This is a genomic window from Mesorhizobium calcicola, from assembly GCF_042682105.1.
GTDB classification, from domain to species: Bacteria; Pseudomonadota; Alphaproteobacteria; order Rhizobiales; family Rhizobiaceae; genus Mesorhizobium; species Mesorhizobium calcicola.
This window is the reverse complement of the sequence record NZ_JBHUGY010000021.1, coordinates 1-19035: the sequence shown is the minus strand read 5'-3', so window position 1 is coordinate 19035 and position 19035 is coordinate 1. Positions and strand designations below refer to the sequence as shown.

The window sequence follows — 19035 nt, the reverse complement described above, 5'->3', positions numbered from 1 at the left end:
TGCCCGCAAGGACTCTCGCTGGACCTTGTGCCGCTTACTTCTTCCTCACTGGGGCGAGGATATCGAACGGCAGGTCGTTCTTCTGCTCCGATGGCGTCCGCGCATAGGTTTCAGTGGCCGCGGTTTCCGGCGCTCCGAATTCGGTTCGTGCGTAGGCCGTCGCCTGCTTTGCCGGCTGAAGGCCCATCGTTTTCAGCAACTGACCTGTTGCAGCCAGGAGACGGTATTCGGCAAACAGCGATGCATAGGATGCCGTATCCGCCAGCGTTGCTGTGTTGAACCGCGTATTCTGTGCGTCAAGCACATCAAGCAGCGAGCGCTGTCCGACTTTGAACTGCTCGCGATAAGACGCGACCAGCTTCTCGCTTGCGCCGGCTTGTTGCTTCAGGGTCTTTGCCAGATCGGCTTGCCGGAAACGGCGATCCCATGAAGTGCGAACGGCTTCCTCGATTTCGCGCAAGACCTGATGATAGGCAAGCCGCTGCTCGCTGGCACGGCGGATCTGCTCCTGTTCGTTGGCCTTGTCTATGCCGCCTCGATACAGGTTCCAGCGCAGCACCAGACGCGCCTGCAGGTCACTGGCGTCGCCGTTGTCGCCGTCAATGTCATACCCTCCCCTGGCACGGCCTTCAGCCAGGACTTCAGGGCCATATTTCGCCCGGGCGGCATCCACCAGGGAAGCAGCAGCGGCGATATCGCTGGTGGCCATGTGAACGCGTGGATTGTTCTGTCGCGCCAGGCCCAGCGCGTCATCAAGTGACCTCGGAAGTGCGGCGGCGACATCACCAGGCCGCGAAGCATTGACCAGCGGCTTTCCGACGGTCTTGAAGAAACGGATCCTGGAGGCTTCCAGTTCTTCGGTCGCCTCCTGCATGCGTGCCTTGGCTGCGAACAGACGTTCCTCGGCCTGTTGCCGGTCGGCCTCGTTCAGCGCCCCGCCCGAGATGCCTTGCCGGATGTCGCTGAGTATCCCCTGATGGAAACCCAGGTTCTTCTTGGCTTCGGCGACGATCGAAGCCTGCAGCATGTATTCGAGGTAGTCTTGGACGACCGACAGCCCGATGAATTCCGAGCGCTCCAGGACCCGGAAGGACGCTCCGTCGACTCGCGATGCCTGGCGGTTCAATTCCGCCCGCCGCGCTCCGCTGTCATACAGCTTCTGTGTAACCACCAGATCCGCTTCCGCCGGATAGAGCGAATCGTCCTCTATCGACAATGCGCGCCGGGAGGAATTGTCGAGGCGACGAACTCCAGCCGATGCTTCGACGTCGACACTGGGAAGATAAAGGCCCTTGGCCTGCCGCAGCTCGAACTCGATTGCTTCGCGATTTTCAATTGCCTGTCCAATCTCGGGATTGGATTCCACCGCAACAGCCATCGCCTCCTTGAGCGTGAGCGCATGAGCGCTGCCGCAGGTCAGCATGGTAGCTGCCATCAAAAGACCGAGGCGCTTGCCAATGGTCGAGATGCTTGTCGTATTCATATAACCCACCCTATTTCCCCAGCGCCCTTATGCTCAAGCGCTACAACCAAGCCAAGGCCTGCCATGATCGATTATCCACAGATTCATGAAATATGTGAACAATTATTGGTTTAGCTGCTGCTAAAAGGAGGATTCGGGCAATAAGGCTGCGAAATGTAGCAAAAATGGCACATAAATATCGACCCGTTGCGGTTGTATCCGGACGCCGCCAGGTGGGGAAAAGGACGAAAAACAGAAGGCGGTCAGCCGATGCTAGCAGAATCATGCCAAGCGCGGATAGCCGCCTTTTGCGACGGTATCGGAGTTGGATCGCCATGACGGCAAACTTTTCGGAAGATGGGAACTGATAGATTTCACAGCCCAAAGATGCCTGAACTGACCCGTTCTTCAGGTCCTTGCCTGGGCTTCCTGAAGCCCGCGTTTCGCATGCGGTCCATCATTTCCGACCGCTTTGCCCATCCGCTTGCCGAGACGGCCCTGAGGCCACGTTTCATGCGCAGACCCACTCTCGGATCTTGCATTTGCCTCCTGCCGCCTCGCAGGCCTGCAAAGCGAGGTCTTCCGCTTCCCGGCGGGTCTGGGCAGACTTTGCGCCCCAGGGCGTGAGCCGGTCGGCTGCCTTCTCGGCCACGGCCAGGGCGCCGCAATGATTGTAGGGAAAGCCGGTCTGGTCGTCGTCGTCCCAATGGCGGTGATTGCGGAACACGGCCACGACGCTGCAGTTCTGTCCGCCCGCGTTCTCGCAATGCTTGAGTGCGATATCCGATGCCTCTTGCCGCTTGTCGGCGCCCCAGAAGAAGCCGTACCTGACATCGGCACTGGAATAGGCGATCGCCGCCCAGATGCCTTTTTCCTCCTGAGGTGGCGGAGCCGGCGGCTCCGGCGGCCCTTCCGGCATATCGGCCGAGATGACTTGCCCGGTCCAGAGCAGGGCAATGCCAAGTATAGCAGCCACAGATCTCGATCTCATCGTCAGCAATCCTCCGCGGGTTGATGCATGTTGCCCAAAAGTGGCCCCGGTTTTGGGACAACGACATGCATAAAAACAAAGACCGAAAGCGCGTCGCCCGAATCCGTTTCAACGCGACGCGCTTTGGTCGCCATCAGCGTCGCGTCCTCACTTCGCCGCCGAAGCAACGGAGATCACCACACAGCTGTTGCCCGTCGGCAGGAGAAGGGCTTCCCCCGCGTCCCCGCCAAGCTCGTATACCTCGATCTGCCCGAGGTGGTCGGTGATCTTGCTGCCTCGCGGAAGAATGGACGGGATGTCGGTGCACGGGCTGGCGAACGGCGCCACCCGCACCATCGCCCCCTCGCAACCCGAAGCGGTGGGCGATGCGAAAACGACGCCGGCGGCCGGCCCGCTATATCGTTCCGTCGCATAATCCATGCCGACAAAGGCCTGAACGGCATGCTTGTCGGCGGCCTGGTCGTTCCACAGCGATTTGACGCTGTATTTCGTGCCGGTCGTCAAAATCTCTCCGAGCACCGGAAAGACCGTTGAACAGGCCTGCACACCGGCTTGCTTGACGTGCTGGAGGAAAGGCGTGTCGGGAAGCGCGGGGGCCGCTGCCTCGGCCTGTGCAGCCGTCGCACCGCCGACCAGATTGGCGATCGCGGCATGGTTCGCGACGGCGAAACCAAGGCCTGCCATCGCCAGCCCCAACAGCGAAAATCCGATGACGCGCGGCCATCGCCACCGCGCCGGCTCGACGAGCCCGGGCCGATCCGTCTCGACGGTCGGGCTGCTGCGTTTTGCGGACAAAAACTGGTCCTGCTGGCTCATGGTGCTGCCTCGGTTATTTGACTGGCGAAAGGGCCGCCGTCAGCCCCTTGAGCGTTGCGGTCACGGTGATCGTCTGACCGTCGACGGTCGAGTAGGAGATCGCCGGCGTCGCATTCTGCGAAATCTGTTGGCGCATGACGGGCCCCACCGGCAACATGCCGACACAGACCACTTCGTTGCAGCCGTTCAGGTGAACGTCGATCGCCTGGCTTCGCCCGTCGAACTTCAGCGACACCAGGCCGTCGCTCTTGGCGTTCGGCGCGGTGCGCAGGATCATGTACGGCTTGCCGTCCTGCGTGGCGGCCAGCGACCAGCTGAAGGCCATCTTGCCGGATGTGTCCTCAATCACCTGCGAGACATTGCAGACCTTCTTGCGGGCTTTGAGGTTCTCGTCGCAGATCAGCGTCCAGTTTTCAAAGGGACGGATGGTGCGAAGACACGCTCGCGCTGGTATCGAGCGTCAACCGGCCGGGCCTTCGCCTCAATCTCGACCTCTACCATGCACAGATCGGCGAAGGGAACCTGGTCGAGCTGTGCCACGCCTGCCTGCCATGGATCGGCGAGATCCAGGTGGCCGATGTGCCGGGACGATTGGAGCCCGGCACGGGCGAGGTCAACTATCGCGGCATCGCCTGCGCACTGAAGGACATGGGCTACCGCGGGCCGGTGGGCATGGAGGCGTTTTCCTCCGGTGATCCCGAGGCGGCATTGCAGGCCTTCCGCGAAGCTTTCACCGTCTGAGGAACAAAATGGTCACCAAGAGCAGCCGTCCCACCGTCGCCGACATCCGCGCCATGAAGGGCCGCGGACAAAAGATTTCCATGCTCTACGTCACCTCTCTCGAAGAGGCGGCGGCAGCGGATGCGGCCGGCGTCGACATGCTTTCGATCGAGGGCCGCTGCTTCTCGCCCGAGATGCGCGAGGCGGCCGGCCGATGCTTCGTGCAGGTTGGACTCCCTTACGGCCCCGCCGGCAATCTGGTCACCTCGGAGGATTATCTGAAAACCGCCTACCAATTCATGCGCATCGGCGGCGACTGTTTCTACTGCGCCGCCTCCCTCGATATCCAGAAGGCGCTCTGCGACAACGCGGTGCCGGTCGTCGCCCATGTCGGCTTGATCCCCTCGCAATGCACCAGGCCCGGTGGGTTCAAGGCCGTCGGCAGGACGGCCGAGAGTGCGCGTGCGGTGTGGGATCACGTCAAGCGCCTGGAGGCCATCGGCTGCTTTGGCGCCGAACTGGAGGTGGTGCCCGACCGGGTTGCCGAACTGATCACGAGGAATACGCCATGATCATGCTCGGCATGGGCGCCGGGCCGCATGCCGACGCGCAGTATCTTTTCAGCGAGGACGTGCTCGGCCACACTGCCGGCCATAGGCCGCGCCACGCCAAGACCTACCGTAATTTCGCCGCCGAATATGAGCGGCTGCAGCGCGAGCGCATCGCCGCCTATCGCGAGTTCATATCCGACGTGCAGACGGGCGCCTATCCCGAACCGCAGCACGTCGTCCCCGTCACCGACGAGGAGCTTTCTGCCTTCAAGGCGTCGCTGGGCCTCTAGTGATTTGCCTGGAGGCATGCAGCCTGTTCAACGCCCGGGGCATGATCGGCCGCATTGCCTTCTGCAACCGCTCGCTGGATAGTTCCGGCAATGCTGCAGACTCTGGCGACTCACTGGCCCCAAATCCTTGCGATCATCTCGGTGGTGATGGCGACCGTCGGCATCATCCACGTCGTCATGACCAAGGAGGATGTCCGCGCCGCCACCGGCTGGGTCGGCGTCATGGTGCTGTCGCCCATCATCGGCGTCCTGATCTATGCGGTCGCCGGCATCAACCGAATCCGCCGCGCCTCGATCAGCGCCCAGCGCCCGCTTGCCGGCGATGCGGCATCCGCCAAGCATGAGCGCGACGTCGCCGCCGAAGAGGCCTTGATCGTCGAGCGATACGGGCAGCGGTTCACCGGTCTGCGGACCCTGGGCGACAGGGTGGCGCGGCGCGCGCTCAACCCGGGAAATGCAATCGCGGTGCTGGAGACGGGCGACGAAGCCTATGCCGCCATGTGCGCGGCGATCGACGGCGCCGAGCGCAGCGTCCTGCTCGAGACCTACATCTTCGACAATGACGCCGTCGGCCTGCTCTTCGTCGAAGCGCTGGCCAACGCCGTCCGGCGCGGCGTTGCGGTCCGCGTGCTGATCGATGCCGTCGGCGCCCGCTATTCCGTGCCGAGCATCCTGGGGCACCTGCGCAGCGCCAACATTACCGCCGATGTCTTCAACGGCAACATCGTGATGGGCCTGCGCCTGCCCTACGCCAATCTGAGGACCCACAGGAAGATCCTGGTGGTTGACGGCACGGTCGCCTTCACCGGCGGCATGAACATCCGCAAGGGCTTCTCGACCGAGTTCGCCGGCTCCGACAGCGCCAGGGACACGCATTTCCGGGTCACCGGTCCGGTTGTCGACGACCTCTTCTCGATCGCCGCCGAGGACTGGCGCTTCGCCACCGACGAGGCGCTGAAGGGCGATGCCTGGCAAATTGTGCCGCTGTTGCCGGCGCCTGGCCTGCCGATGCTGGTGCGGGCGGTCGCGTCCGGCCCGGACGCCAGCATCGAGACCAACCACAAGCTGCTGATCGGTGCATTCTCCGTCGCCCGCAAATCGATCCGCCTGATGTCGCCCTATTTCCTGCCGGACCGCGAGCTGATCAGCGCGTTGATAACCGCGGGCCGACGCGGCGTCGAGATCGACATCGTGGTGCCGGCGGTGAACAACCTCTTCCTTGTCGACCACGCAATGGCCGCGCAGTTCGACCAGGTTCTCAAGCACTATTGCCGCGTCTGGCGCACCGAGGGACCCTTCGACCACTCGAAGCTGCTTTCGATCGACGGCGTGTGGGCCTATGTCGGCTCTTCCAACCTTGACGCCCGGTCGCTGCGGCTGAACTTCGAGATCGACCTCGAAATCCTCGACGCCAGCTTTGCCAGCGAGATCGAGGCGCGGATCGGGTCGGCGCTCGCCTGCGCCGTGCCGGTGACCCTCGACGCCTTGCGAGCCCGGCCGTTCCTTATCAGACTGTTTGACCGGGTCCTTTGGCTCGGTTCGCCCTATCTCTAACGCATGTCGCCCAAAAGTGGCCCCGGTTGTGAGACAACGACAAAACAAAGACCTGAAGCGCGTGGCCTGATCCGTTCAAACGCGACGCGCGTCAGGCAAGGTTGGCGCGTTGTGAAGCCTGCCTGTCATGGAATATACGCCGACGGCACCTATTTTGACTGTAGCCCGATTTGAAGCCAGCGAGGACGAGCAGCACAGATATGCACAGAACTGGACGCAGCCTCCCGGCAAGCATGCTTCTATCCATTCGCGACCGGAGAATGCAGAAGGCAAATGCCGCAGCGCCCGAGCGGACGGGCACGACCGGAACGCTGGTTGCCTCCTACAACGTGCACAAATGCATCGGCATCGACAGGAGGTTCGATCCCGAACGGACCAGCCGCGTCATCCGCGAAATCGATCCGGATGTGATCGCGCTGCAGGAAGCCGACAACCGCTTCGGCGACCGTGACGGGCTTCTCGACCTGTCTCGTCTGGAACATGAAACCGGACTGGTGCCGGTGCCGATTGCAGCCAATGGCAAGGGGCATGGCTGGCACGGCAATGTCCTGCTGTTCAAGAAGGGCGTCGTTCGCGACGTGCATCAGATCAGGCTGCCGGGGCTGGAGCCGCGCGGCGCGGTGGTGGCGGAAATCGATCTCGACGGAAACCGGACCCTGCGCGTCATCGCGGCCCATCTCGGTTTGCTGCGCCGGTCCCGTTCGCAGCAGGCTCGCGTCGTGCTCGATATCATGAACAGCGCGGACGAGACGCCGACGCTCCTGCTCGGTGATCTCAACGAATGGCGGCTCGGCAACCGCTCCGCGCTCAACACGCTGCATGTCACCTTTGGTCCGCTGCCGCCGGCGGTTCCGACCTTCCCGTCGAACATGCCGCTGCTGGCGCTCGATCGCATCATGGCCAACCGGCACGGAATGATCTCGGCCGTGGAGGCGCATGACACGCCGCTGTCGCGCGTGGCCTCCGATCACCTGCCGCTGACGGCGTTTGTTCGCTTGTAGCGTATGCTGCCATCGATAACGCCTTGATGTCTCCGGCGTCGCAAAGCGTGTAGATCTACACTGGAACGCCCAGTTGTTTCGCGAGTTTACGTGTCTTGAACTCTCAGGAGGACGAAAATGAAAAAGTTGATTTTAGCGTCCATGTTGGCATTGGCCGCAACGGCCGCCGTCATTGCGCCGACGCAAGCCGCAAGTTTGATTATCCAATCCGACGACAACCAGTATTCACCGGACGATCAGTCCGAGAACGGCCAGGTCATCATCCGCCGCCATCATCACCGGTACGACAACGACAACCAATATGGTGACGACCAGAACGACGGCGTGCAGTTCGGTGACTACCAGGGTGGCGAATATCGCCGCCACCACCGCCATCATCGCTGCCATATCGAACTGATCAAGCATTGGCGCCACCACCACAGGGTGATCGAGGAAGTCCGCGTCTGCGGCTGATTTCGCCTGGAACAACCGGTCGGCGGAAGCCGGCCGGTTTCATTTGCCTCATCAACCGATGATCCGCTGACGAAATAACGCTGGCACTCAAAGTTGGTGCGCTAGATTTCGCCGAGAGCTGAAGCGAGCGCATACTTCTCTCCCGCGAGTGACTCGAAGATTGAGATCGGAAGCGCAATGGCGGAGACGCCGCTGCAACTTCGCAACCGGCGGCAGGCGCGAGCCCTTTCCCTGCCCGGCATGCATGCGTGTGATAGGCCCGAGGCTCTATCGAGGTGCTCTGACCCCTGACAACATTCGAGAAGCTGTCGCCGACACCCGCGGGCGGAGCTATGCAGCATAACTATTGCGAATTATCTATTGCATTTTTTTGCAATTAACCTATCTAGGCGTCATAGCTTACATCTGCCCATCGGGGCAAAGGAGCAGACGCATGAAACAGATTTCCGAGAGGCTCCATGTCAGGCCGCAAATGACCGCCGAGGACATACGTCGTGCGAGGTCCCAGGGCTTCGCAGCGATCATCAACAACCGTCCTGACGGGGAGGAGCCGGGCCAGCCTACTGCCGCCGCGAACCGTTCGGTCGCCGAAGGAGAGCAGCTTCGGTACAGCCATATTCCCGTCGCTTCGGGACAGATCGGCATAGACCAGGTCCGCGCGTTTCAGGAGGCTATCTCCCAGGCGGACGGCCCGGTTCTGGCACACTGCAAGACAGGCACACGCTCCGCCACCCTCTATGCCATCGGCGAGGTCCTGGACGGACGCATGGAGAAGGACGACGTGATCCCGTTCGGCCAGTCCGCCGGTCTCGACCTCTCCGGCGCGGTCAAATGGCTGGACGTCCAACGCCGCTAGTCGACGGACTCTATTCTCCCAGGAGTTATCTAATGAGCACGACCAAGCCACTCGTGAAGGGCTTCTTCGACGAGCGCACCTTCTCGGTCCAGTATGTGGTCGCCGATCTGGAGACCAGGAAGTGCGCGATCGTCGATCCGGTCCTTGATTTCGACGAGAAGTCCGGGGCGACCGCGACGCGGAACGCGGACGCGATCCTGTCTTATGTGAATGAGCAGGGATTCGAGGTTGAGTGGATCCTCGATACGCATCCGCATGCCGATCACTTCTCGGCCGCGCGGTACCTCAAGGAGAAGACAGGCGCGCGAACTGCGATTGGCGAGAAGGTCGTCGAGGTGCAGAAGCTCTGGAAGGACATCTACGACTGGCCTGACTTCCCGGCCGACGGCTCTCAATGGGACAAGCTGTTCGCCGAGGGCGAGACCTTCAAGGTAGGCAGCATCCCGGCTAGGGTGCTGTTGTCGCCAGGGCATACGCTGGCATCCATCTCCTATGTCATCGGGGATGCAGCCTTCGTCCACGACACGCTCTTCATGCCGGATTCCGGAACCGCGAGGGCCGATTTCCCCGGGGGGAGCGCGTCGCGGCTCTATAGGTCGATCATCAAGATCCTGTCGCTCGCCGACGAGACGCGGATCTTCACGGGGCACGATTACCAGCCCGGAGGCCGCGAGCCCCTTTGGGAATCCACGGTTGCCGACGAGAAGGCAAAGAACACGCACATGTCGAAGTGCAAGACCGAAGCAGAGTTCGTGAACGTTCGCGAGGCCCGCGACAAGACCTTGTCGATGCCGAAGCTGATCCTTCACGCGCTGCAGATCAACATGAACGGAGGACGGCTGCCTGAGCCAGAGGCGAATGGAAGGCGCTACCTGAAGTTCCCGCTCGATGCTCTTGAGGGCGCCGCATGGGACGACCAATGAAGCTCCATCTGGCCCCCAAGACTGCCGATCTCGTGGCTAATGCCGGCGAGGCGGCGGAGTTCCTCAAAAAGTTCACCCATCCATCTCGACTGATGATCGTTTGCGCGCTGGTGGATGGCGAACGGTCCGTCCGCGATCTCGAGGACACGCTCGGCATCCGGCAGCCCGGCTTGTCGCAGCAGATCGCCGAACTTCGGGACGCAGGACTCATCGTCGGCCGCAAGGAATCGAAGAACATGTTCTACCGGCTCGCGGACGGACGGGTCACGGAATTCATCGGACTGATGTACCGGATGTTCTGCGAGCATCCGGGCAAGGATCACCAAGGGATCGATCAATGACCGAGTTTACTCCATTCGCATCGCTCGTGGGCGGCATGATGATTGGCCTTTCGGCGGTGCTGCTCATGCTTTGGGAGGGGCGCATAGCGGGCATCTCCGGTATCGCCGGCAGGCTCCTGCCACCTTATCGCGACAATGCATTCCTTTCGCAGTTCGGCTTTGTCGTCGGCCTCGTCGCCGCGCCACTCGCCATTGTTGTGACGACCGGTGAGGCGATCCAGCAGAGCGTGGCTTCGAGCATTCCCCTGATGATCGCAGCCGGGCTCCTCGTCGGCTTCGGCTCGGTGTCGGGCAATGGCTGTACCTCGGGACATGGCGTGTGTGGGCTTTCGCGGCTTTCCACACGCTCCTTCGTTGCGACTGCCGTCTTCATGGCGGCCGCGTTCGTCACCGTCTTTCTCGTCCGCCACGTGATTGGAGGCTGATCCGATGTCCTTCTTCGTGAACGTCGCACTCGGCCTGCTCTTCGGAGCCGGCGTCGTCATCTCGGGCATGGCGGATCCCGCGAAGGTGCTCAACTTTCTGGACGTCTTCGGCACCTGGGACCCTTCACTTGCCTTCGTCATGGGAGGCGCCGTATTCGTGGCATTCATCGGATATCGCCTGGTGCTGACACGCGACAAGCCGATAATCGGCGGCAGCTTTCACCTGCCGACGACGAGCGACATCGACGCCCGCGTGATCGTCGGCCCGGCGATCTTCGGGATCGGCTGGGGACTTGGCGGGTTCTGCCCCGGCCCGGCACTCACCGCGCTTGGGCTGGGAGCACCCGGAACTCTGGCTTTCGTCCCGGCGATGATCCTCGGCATGTGGGGCGCGCGCCTGCTGGCTGAGAGTCGGGCGCAAGTCCGGACCGGCTGAACACCGCTGAGGCAACACAATGACAAGGCTATCACGCTATCTGCCGGTCCTGGAATGGAGTCGGCGGTATCGGCGCTCGACCCTCACCAACGACCTGATCGCAGCAGTGATCGTGACGATCATGCTGATCCCACGGTCGCTTGCCTATGCGATGGATCCGCCTGAAGCCGCTCCCACTTCCTCTGCGATCTCACAGGAAGGGTCTTCCTCAGCCAGTACGAGGCAATCGCCGACCTGAACGCAAACCGCTGACGCTCGCTGCCGGAGTTGCCGCGGGCCTGCGCACCGGGATGAACGTCTGGACATAAGCGGCGAAGGCTGAAAATGTGGTTGCATCGTCTGGGTTGCGGAGGCTTGCCTGGAACACGAGGAGGATGGCGCTGAATCAGGAAGACATCGCCGGCCATCCGGCCCTGCATCGCTATGTTCAGGCACAGTCCCTGGCGCTGATCAAAATCTATGAAGAGAGCCCGCGGCTGGCTTCCATTTTCGCCACGCAGCAGCGGTGGCTGATGGGCCATGTCGGCCTTGCCATGCATTTCAGGCGTGACCCTCACGACCGCCGCACGGAGCTGACGGTGTCGCGTTTCATCGAGGTCGTGCACCAGCACGCGGTGGCCAGCCGCAACACCGCGGACGCTTTCATCAAGGAGATGCTGCACTACCACATCGCCGAATATGTGTCGGGCGGCGACGGTCGCACGCACCCCCTGCAGCCGACGGCGGCCACCGTGCAGACTTTTACCGGCTGGGTCCTTGCCCATCTGCAGACGCTGGATCAGCTTGACGGTGCCGACCGGCTGGCCAGGTTCCTGGAGCGGCCCGAGATGGTTGCCAGGCTGCAGCCCCTGGTGGCGGACGGCCTGCTTTCCTCCAAGCCGGTGCGCGAACCCAACCAGACCTTTTCCCTGTTCATCTGGCTCAACAATGGCGGCATCGTCATGGACTGGCTGATGTCCGGCATCGATCCCGATCATGCCGGCCTGGACCGGATTCCGACCAGCGTGGTTTCGATCGGCGACTTTGCCAGATGGCTCAAGCTCTCGCGGACCCATCTTGCCCGCAAGCTGCGCGCGGCCGAAAATCTCGGCAGCATCGGCTGGCTCGGCCAGCGCGGCCATTCGGTGATGTGGGTGTCGAAGACGTTCTACCAGGAATACATGACCGTCCAGGCCGCCAAACTGGCCATTGTCGACGCCGCTTTCGACGCCTGTTTTCCGCAATCCGAGGCCCGCTGAATGGCGCTGACCTTGGAGCTTATTGCCGGCCACCCGGCATTGTTTCGCTGTGTTCGGGCGCAGGCGCAGGCGCTGATCCAGGCCTATCGGATGAGCCCGCGGCTTGCGTCGGTGTTCGCCACCCAGCAGCGTTGGCTGATGGCGCATATCGGCCTTGCCCTGCATTTCAGGCGGGAGCCCGATGACTATCGCAAGCAACTGACGGCGGCACGTTTCATCGATGTCATCCGCCAGAACGCCGTCGCCAGCCGCAACACCGCCGATGCCTTCATCAAGGAGATGCTGCACTACGGTTTCACCGAGCACCTGCCGGCAACACAGGACGGCCGCATCCGCCCCATACAACCCACAGTGAACACGCTGGAGGTGCTTGCCGGCTGGATGATAGCGCATCTGCACACGCTGGACAGTCTCGACGGCGCGAACCGTCTGGCGACATTCCAGGAGCGGCCCGACGCGCTCGCCAGGGTGCAGCCGCTGGTGGCCGACGGGCTGGTTTCTTCCAGTCCGGTGCGTGAGCCCAAGCAGACCTTTTCGCTGTTCACCTGGCTCAACAATGGCGGCGTCGTCATGGACTGGCTGATCTCGGCCGTCGATCCCGACGATGCCGACCTGTCTCAAATCCCGACCGGCGTCGTCTCGATCGGCGATTTCGCCAAATGGCTCAAGCTGTCGCGAACCCATCTGGGGCGCAAGCTGCGCGATGCCGAGGACCTTGGCAGCATCGGCTGGCTCGGCAAGCGCGGCAATTCGGTGATGCGGGTGTCGGCCGATTTCTACCGCGAATACATGACCGCCCAGACCGTCAAGCTGGCCATCATCGATGCCGCCTTCGTCGAGGCCTTTGGCTCGCCGGCAGGCAGATGATCTCCGGGCATCCCCCATATGGGAGATGCTGAATGCCGGCCGGCGGGCTCTTAGTCGATGTCGAACGAAACGCCCTGGGCCAGCGGCAGCGCCTTGGAATAGTTCACCGTGTTGGTGGCGCGCCGCATATAGGCCTTCCACGCATCGGAGCCGCTCTCGCGACCGCCGCCGGTTTCCTTTTCACCGCCAAAGGCACCGCCGATCTCGGCGCCCGAGGTGCCGATGTTGACATTGGCAATGCCGCAATCCGAACCGTCGACACCGAGGAAGCGCTCGGATTCCTGCAGGTCGCGGGTGAAGATGGACGACGACAGGCCGGCGCCGACCGCATTGTGCTCGTCGAGCACGGCGTCGAAATCCGAATATTTCATCACATAGAGGATAGGCGCGAAGGTCTCTTCCGTCACCGGCGAAACCTGTTTCGGCATTTCGACCAGCGCCGGATGCACATAATAGGCATCCGGATGGCCGTTCTCGACCCGCGTGCCGCCGGTCACCTTGCCGCCATGCGCGGTGGCCTCATTCAGCGCCTTCTGCATGGCGTCGAAGGCAGCCTTGTCGATCAGCGGCCCGACCAGCGAGGAGGTCTCCAGCGGATTGCCGACCGTCACGCTTTCGTAAGCCTTCTTGAGACCTGGAACCAGGGCATCATAGACGCTGTCATGCACGAACAGGCGCCGCAGCGTCGTGCAGCGCTGTCCCGCCGTGCCCATCGCTCCAAAGGCAATCGCGCGCAGAGCCATGTCGAGATCGGCGCTCGGGCAGACGATGCCGGCATTGTTGCCGCCGAGCTCGAGCACCGCGCGGGCAAAGCGCTTGGCCAGCCGCGGGCCGACGTCGCGGCCCATGCGGGTCGAGCCGGTGGCCGAAACCAGCGGCACCTTGGGGTGGTCGACCAGGATCTCGCCGACGGCGCGATCCCCGATCAGCACCGGCGCCAGGCTCTGCGGCGCATCCGTACCGAAACGCTTTACCGCACGTGCAAAAATCGCCTCGCAGGCCAGCGCCGTCAGCGGCGTCTTCTCAGACGGCTTCCACACCACCGCGTCGCCGCAGACCAGCGCAAGTGCGGCGTTCCACGACCACACCGCGACCGGGAAGTTGAAGGCGGAAATGACGCCGACGACGCCGAGCGGATGCCAGGTTTCCATCATGCGATGGCCTGGGCGCTCGGTGGCGATGGTCAGGCCGTACAATTGCCTGGAAAGACCGACGGCGAAATCACAGATGTCGATCATCTCCTGCACTTCGCCAAGTCCCTCGGACGGGATCTTGCCGACCTCGATCGAGACCAGCCGGCCAAGCTCGGCCTTGTGCGTGCGCAGTTCCTCGCCGAGCAACCGCACCAGTTCGCCGCGCCGCGGGCCAGGCACCATCCGCCATGCCTGGAACGCCTTGTGGGCGGCATCGATGGTCTTGGCCGCGTCGGCCGGCGAGATCGTCTTCAGTGCCGCGATCTGCTCCCCCGTCACCGGGCTGCGCACGATCAGGTCGCCGCCTACAAGCGCGTCCTTGGCCACACCCAGTTTCGCCAGAAGCTCGGCCGTTTCCTTCGCTATCGTCATTTTTGTCCCTTTCAGATTCCGTCGCCCTCATAGGGCACAGGGGTCAAGCCTTTGCGTCATGTCGCCCCGCGTGCCGAACGGCACTTCAGGCGCTGTCATGGCGTGGCATTACTCGTTTCAGGGGAAAATCGCCACCCCGGCATGGTCCAAGCCGAGCGCAGACCGTTGAACCAGACCGCAATTCGGTCATTTCGCCGTGCGGGCAGGTCCCCGTACGGCACCGTCTTTCATCAGTCGGTCGATGTGCATGCGGATATGGGCGGCTTCCGCCGCCGTGTTGGCAAGCGCTATGGCACGATCGAACGCGACGCGCGCCTCCTCGCCCCGGTCAAGCTGCATCAAAAGGCCACCCTTGAGGCCGAAGAAGTGGAAATAGCCGGAAAGCCTCTGTTCGAGCGGCTCGATCATGGCAAGCGCCTCTTCCGGTCCACGCACCTTTGAGACCGCGACGGCGCGGTTGAGCGTGACCACCGGCGACGGCTGCATCTGTTCGAGCAGGCCATAGAGCAGGTCTATCTCCACCCAGTCGGTGTCCTCGGCCTTCTCGGCCCGGGCATGCAGCGCGGCAATCGCCGCTTGCACCTGGTAGGGGCCGGGTTTGCGATGGCGCAACGCCTTGTCGACCAGCGCCAGCCCCTCTTCGATCATCTTGCGGCTCCACAGGCTGCGATCCTGATCCTCGAGCAGCACGATCTCGCCCTCTTCGTCGAAACGGGCCGGCGCGCGGGCATGCTGCAGCAGCAGCAGCGCCGTCAGCCCCATGATCTCCGGCTCGGTCTGGAACAGCCTGAGCAACAGCCGCGCCAGCCGGATCGCCTCATCGCACAGCGGCGCGCGGGCCGGCGCCTCGCCGCTGTTGGTCGAATAGCCCTCGTTGAAGATCAGGTAGACCATGGCGGCGACAGCGGCGAGCCGTTCCGACCGCTCGACCGCGCCCGGCGTCTCGAACGGCACGCCGGCGTCCGCGATGCGCGCCTTGGCGCGGGTGATGCGCTGCTCCATGGCGCTTTCGCCGACCAGGAAGGCGCGCGCGATCTGCTTGACCGTAATGCCCGAGACGATGCGCAGCGCCACCGCGATCTGCTGCGTCGCCGGTAGATCGGGATGACAGCAGATGAACAGCAGCCGCAAGATGTCGTCGCGGTAGTGCGCCCCGTCCAGCCGCTCGGCGATATCGCTCTCGGCATCGTCCAGGTCGGAGATCTGGTCTTCCTCCGGCAGCGGCGCCTGCTTGGCACGCTTGCGCACCGCGTCGATGCCGCTGTTGCGGCCGACAAAGATCAGCCAGGCCGCCGGGTCGCGCGGCGGCCCGTTCTGCGGCCAGTTCTTCAAGGCCCTGAGGCACGCGTCCTGGAAAGCTTCCTCCGCCGTATCGAGATCGCGGAAATAGCGCAGCAGCGCGCCCATCGCTTGCGGACGGGCGGCGCTGATCGCCGAGCTGATCCAGGCGAGGTCGGTCATACGGCTACCTTGTTGGTGTGAAACATCTGAACCGGCCGGATCTCGTAGGAGCCGCCGCTCGGGTTGACGTCGGACAGTTCGCGGGCGAACTCGACAGCCTCGTCGAGATCGGCGCATTCCAGCGTGTAGAAGCCGAGGAATTGCTCCTTGGTCTCGGCGAAAGGCCCGTCGATGACGACAGACTCGCCCTTGACCTTTCTCAGCGTCGTCGCCGCCGTGGTCGGCAACAGCCGCGCCACGGGGCCAAGGCGTCCAGCCTGGGCGTACTTTTCCTGCACGTTGAGGAGCTTGCCGATGACTTCATCGTCCTGCGCCTTGCTCCACGAGCTGACGACGTCTTCGGAGGCATAGCAGAGGATTGCGTAGAGCATGGTTCGTCCTTTTCTCAGTCAAAGGACGAAACAGTAGGACCGATCCCGACACGACGTCGATAAAAAAATCCCGATGCTGCGCATTTGGTGACCGCCCCTTGCCGCCAGTCAGCTCTCGCGCGTCTTCAGCCATCTCAGCACGAGAGCTTCCTCGTCATCGAGACCGTCTATCGAGCGCTTGCCCTTGTTGGCCTGCGCCATTTCGTCGAGCAGCCGGCCTTGCGACCAGGCGTCGAAGACCTGCGGATGGATGTAGCATTTGCGGCAAACGGCACGTGTGTTGCCCAGCCGCTCGGCGACCTTGTCGATGACGCCGTTCATCACCCGCTTCTGCTGCGCCTGGCTTTCCGGCAATTGCGTCTGCGCAAACAGCGACGCGGCGTGGATGGTGCCGCCCCAGGTGCGGAAATGCTTCGAGCTGAACGCATCGCCGGCGGCCTCCCTGATATAGAGGTTGACGTCCTCGGAGCGGACCGGCCGCCTGTTGCCGTCTTCATCGAGATACTGGAACAGTTTCTGCCCCGGCAGGTCCTGCGCGCCGCGCACGATCCCGGCGATGCGGCGATCGACGAGTTTGAGCTTCCACTCCTTGCCGGACTTGCCCTTGAAGGCAAAACGCAGGCTTGAGCCGACGATATCGACATGGCGGTCGCGCAGCGTGGTCAGCCCGAAACTCTTGTTGTCGCGGGCGTAGGCGGCGTTGCCGACGCGGATCATCGTGTTGTCGAGCAGCCAGACGACCGCGGCAACGACACGCTCGAACGGCAGGCCGCGACGGCGCAGATCGCTGTCGATCCGGCGCCGCAGGGCCGGCAGGCTTTCGGCGAAGGCGACAAGGCTCGAATATTTGGCGCCGTCACGCTCTTCGGCCCATTGCGGATGGTAGCGGTATTGCTTGCGGCCGCGCTGGTCCCTGCCGGTTGCCTGGATGTGGCCGGCGGCGTCGGGCGAAATCCATACATCCGTCCAGGCCGGCGGAATGACGATCGCCTCGATGCGTGCCCTCGTGGTGTCGGCAACTGCCCGCCCGTCCGGCCCCTGGTAGGAAAACCCCTTGCCTGTCTTCATCCGCCGGATACCGGGCTCGGCATCGCTGACATAGGTCAGCGATGCATGATCGGCCGAGGTCTGCGCCCCCTTCTTCGGCACAGCGTCTTCATCAGCCGATCGGCTGTGCGACAATCCGGATTTTTGCAGCATGTCTGCTCCACGCAAATATCCGTAGATAAGCTGCGGGCCGATTGCTGGTTCCACGCGCCGTCCGAAAACCCGCTGGCGCCAAGCCTGCTTCAGGCCTTTTCGAGCACGACCGGAATGACGTCGACAGCCTGCTCGCCGACCTGTCCCCCCGTGGTCTTGAGCACGCCGACGATCGGCGCCACGTCCGAATAGTCGCGGCCGTAGCCGACGGTGATGTGGTCGTTGCTGGCCCGCATGCCGTTGGTCGGATCGAATTCCTGCCAGCCGGCATCGCGCCCGCACCAGACCTTGACCCAGGCATGCATGGCATCGGCGCCTTCCAGCCGAGGCTTGCCCTTCGGCGGGATGGTGCGCAGGAAGCCGCTGACATAGCCGGCCGGAATGCCGAGCCCGCGCAGGCCGGCGATCATGATGTGCGAAAAGTCCTGGCAGACGCCGCGCTTCAGCTTGAAGGCATCGCTGGCCCGGGTTCGCACCGTGGTTGCCTCGCCATCATAGGTGAAATCGCGATGGATGCGATCGCACAGGTCCATTGCCGTGCCGGCGGCCGAGCCGCCGACGCTGTCGTGCGCATAGCTAGTGATCGCACCATCGAGGCCGGCATGCGTGCTGCCTGTCAGAAAATGGTGCGGTGTATCAGGCGCCAGCGACCGCACCGCGGCGAGCTCCTGCCTGAGCCGGCCGATATCCGGCGACACGTCGAGCCCCGGCTCGGGCCGCGACACCGACACGCGTGCGCTCATCCTTATGTCGAGCGCGTCATGCGCGTCGCGAAAGGCGATCGAGGTGACGTTGTTGCCGAAGAAGTCGGAAAAATCCGAACGTTCGTTGGGCGCCGGCGCAAACGACAATGACGCGGCTATGACGCGCTGCACGCCGGAAATCGTCGATGGCAACACACGGATCTGATGGCGACCGCCGCCGGCCGCCGCCGCATAGTCGTAGTGGAGATGGAGCCGGATGTCGTAAAGCATGCGCTACTTTTCTTGTCTTGGCGCAGGTTCTTGTCGCAAAACCCTGCGACACGTTTGCGGAACCTGGTTAGCCGAAATAGGCTTTGGCGAGGCTGTTGTAGAGGCCGCCGATTTCATGGGCGAGATCGTCCAGCGCCTTTGCCGTCATGTCCGAAGGCTCCTTGATGGCGATGGCGGTATTGAGCTGCAGGATCTCTTTCGCCGCCGGCGACATATGCCCCTCGCCGCCGAGCGACGGCAACAGGCCGATCTCGGCCTTCAGCCTTTCGAGCTGGAACAGGATGGAGCGCGGGTTGAGCGGGTCGAGCGCGAGAAGATCGATCACTGTGCGCCGGCCCGCCTGCACCGGATATTGCCGGCGGTGGGTCATGACGCTGTCGCCGATCTCCAGCATCATGTCGAGCGCGCCGTCCGGCGCCTTGGCGCTGGTCAGCCGGGACAGCGTGCGGGCGATCTGGATGCCGCGCTCCAGCCGCCGGCCGATCTCGAGGAAACGCCAGCCAACCCCCACGGGGGGGGGGGACCCGTGTGGGGGGGGGG

At 63.2% G+C, this 19035-nt stretch carries 19 protein-coding genes and 3 pseudogenes; 12 read left to right on the top strand and 10 right to left on the bottom strand.

Features of this window, described 5'->3' with window-relative positions; genetic code table 11:
- Positions 1-34 precede the first annotated feature (34 nt).
- The 4 genes and pseudogenes from ACFSQT_RS14010 to ACFSQT_RS13995 form a co-directional block, all read right to left on the bottom strand.
- Entirely contained in the window at positions 35-1483 is a 1449-nt protein-coding gene (locus ACFSQT_RS14010) for a TolC family protein (protein WP_379019488.1), read from the bottom strand.
- Positions 1484-1973: 490 nt separating this feature from the next.
- On the bottom strand, positions 1974-2453 hold the full coding sequence (locus tag ACFSQT_RS14005) for a DUF4189 domain-containing protein (protein WP_379019486.1): 480 nt from the start codon (positions 2451-2453) through the stop codon (positions 1974-1976).
- Between the two features lie 147 nt (positions 2454-2600).
- Positions 2601-3269, bottom strand: a complete 669-nt coding sequence (locus ACFSQT_RS14000; protein WP_379019484.1) for a hypothetical protein — start codon at positions 3267-3269, stop codon at positions 2601-2603.
- A 13-nt stretch (positions 3270-3282) separates the two neighbouring features.
- Positions 3283-3702: pseudogene (locus ACFSQT_RS13995) on the bottom strand (invasion associated locus B family protein); the annotation flags it as partial.
- Between ACFSQT_RS13995 and ACFSQT_RS13990 the strand changes: the two are divergent.
- The 12 genes and pseudogenes from ACFSQT_RS13990 to ACFSQT_RS13935 all read left to right on the top strand — a co-directional run.
- A pseudogene (locus tag ACFSQT_RS13990) lies at positions 3693-4010 on the top strand (TIM barrel protein); the annotation flags it as partial. The pseudogenes ACFSQT_RS13995 and ACFSQT_RS13990 overlap by 10 nt on opposite strands.
- An 8-nt stretch (positions 4011-4018) precedes the next feature.
- Positions 4019-4830: pseudogene (locus tag ACFSQT_RS13985) on the top strand (3-methyl-2-oxobutanoate hydroxymethyltransferase).
- Between the two features lie 90 nt (positions 4831-4920).
- On the top strand, positions 4921-6384 hold the full coding sequence (locus ACFSQT_RS13980) for a phospholipase D-like domain-containing protein (protein ID WP_379019482.1): 1464 nt from the start codon (positions 4921-4923) through the stop codon (positions 6382-6384).
- Between the two features lie 200 nt (positions 6385-6584).
- A complete protein-coding gene (locus ACFSQT_RS13975; protein ID WP_379019480.1) occupies positions 6585-7385 on the top strand; it encodes an endonuclease/exonuclease/phosphatase family protein in 801 nt (266 codons plus the stop codon).
- A 117-nt stretch (positions 7386-7502) separates the two neighbouring features.
- A complete protein-coding gene (locus ACFSQT_RS13970; protein WP_379019478.1) occupies positions 7503-7838 on the top strand; it encodes a hypothetical protein in 336 nt (111 codons plus the stop codon).
- A 433-nt stretch (positions 7839-8271) separates the two neighbouring features.
- The gene (locus tag ACFSQT_RS13965) at positions 8272-8694 is read left to right on the top strand and encodes a protein tyrosine phosphatase family protein (RefSeq protein WP_379019476.1); all 423 of its coding nucleotides are present in this window, start codon (positions 8272-8274) and stop codon (positions 8692-8694) included.
- A 32-nt stretch (positions 8695-8726) separates the two neighbouring features.
- The gene (locus ACFSQT_RS13960) at positions 8727-9617 is read left to right on the top strand and encodes an MBL fold metallo-hydrolase (protein ID WP_379019474.1); all 891 of its coding nucleotides are present in this window, start codon (positions 8727-8729) and stop codon (positions 9615-9617) included.
- Positions 9614-9958, top strand: a complete 345-nt coding sequence (locus ACFSQT_RS13955) for an ArsR/SmtB family transcription factor (protein ID WP_379019472.1) — start codon at positions 9614-9616, stop codon at positions 9956-9958. The genes ACFSQT_RS13960 and ACFSQT_RS13955 overlap by 4 nt, the downstream gene beginning before the upstream one ends.
- Positions 9955-10383, top strand: a complete 429-nt coding sequence (locus ACFSQT_RS13950) for a YeeE/YedE family protein (RefSeq protein WP_379019470.1) — start codon at positions 9955-9957, stop codon at positions 10381-10383. Before ACFSQT_RS13955 ends, ACFSQT_RS13950 begins: the two co-directional genes overlap by 4 nt.
- A gap of 4 nt (positions 10384-10387) precedes the next feature.
- Positions 10388-10819: a DUF6691 family protein gene (locus ACFSQT_RS13945; protein WP_379019468.1), complete on the top strand. Its 432-nt coding sequence runs from the start codon at positions 10388-10390 to the stop codon at positions 10817-10819.
- Between the two features lie 374 nt (positions 10820-11193).
- Positions 11194-12057 (top strand): hypothetical protein, encoded by an 864-nt coding sequence (locus ACFSQT_RS13940; protein ID WP_379019466.1) that lies wholly within the window; start codon positions 11194-11196, stop codon positions 12055-12057.
- Complete coding sequence (locus ACFSQT_RS13935) at positions 12058-12924, top strand: hypothetical protein (RefSeq protein WP_379019464.1); 867 nt, start codon at positions 12058-12060, stop codon at positions 12922-12924.
- 50 nt (positions 12925-12974) lie between these two features.
- Here the strand turns inward: ACFSQT_RS13935 and amaB are convergent, their stop codons facing one another.
- From amaB to ACFSQT_RS13905, 6 genes are all read right to left on the bottom strand, one after another.
- Positions 12975-14489, bottom strand: a complete 1515-nt coding sequence (gene amaB, locus ACFSQT_RS13930) for an L-piperidine-6-carboxylate dehydrogenase (protein WP_379019462.1) — start codon at positions 14487-14489, stop codon at positions 12975-12977.
- 186 nt (positions 14490-14675) lie between these two features.
- The gene (locus ACFSQT_RS13925; protein ID WP_379019460.1) at positions 14676-15950 is read right to left on the bottom strand and encodes an RNA polymerase sigma factor; all 1275 of its coding nucleotides are present in this window, start codon (positions 15948-15950) and stop codon (positions 14676-14678) included.
- On the bottom strand, positions 15947-16321 hold the full coding sequence (locus ACFSQT_RS13920) for a YciI family protein (RefSeq protein WP_379019458.1): 375 nt from the start codon (positions 16319-16321) through the stop codon (positions 15947-15949). The genes ACFSQT_RS13925 and ACFSQT_RS13920 overlap by 4 nt, the downstream gene beginning before the upstream one ends.
- A 108-nt stretch (positions 16322-16429) precedes the next feature.
- Complete coding sequence (locus ACFSQT_RS13915) at positions 16430-17521, bottom strand: DNA topoisomerase IB (RefSeq protein ID WP_379019456.1); 1092 nt, start codon at positions 17519-17521, stop codon at positions 16430-16432.
- An 89-nt stretch (positions 17522-17610) separates the two neighbouring features.
- A complete protein-coding gene (locus ACFSQT_RS13910; protein WP_379019454.1) occupies positions 17611-18495 on the bottom strand; it encodes a transglutaminase family protein in 885 nt (294 codons plus the stop codon).
- Between the two features lie 67 nt (positions 18496-18562).
- Positions 18563-19006, bottom strand: a complete 444-nt coding sequence (locus tag ACFSQT_RS13905) for an alpha-E domain-containing protein (RefSeq protein ID WP_379019452.1) — start codon at positions 19004-19006, stop codon at positions 18563-18565.
- Positions 19007-19035 lie beyond the last annotated feature (29 nt).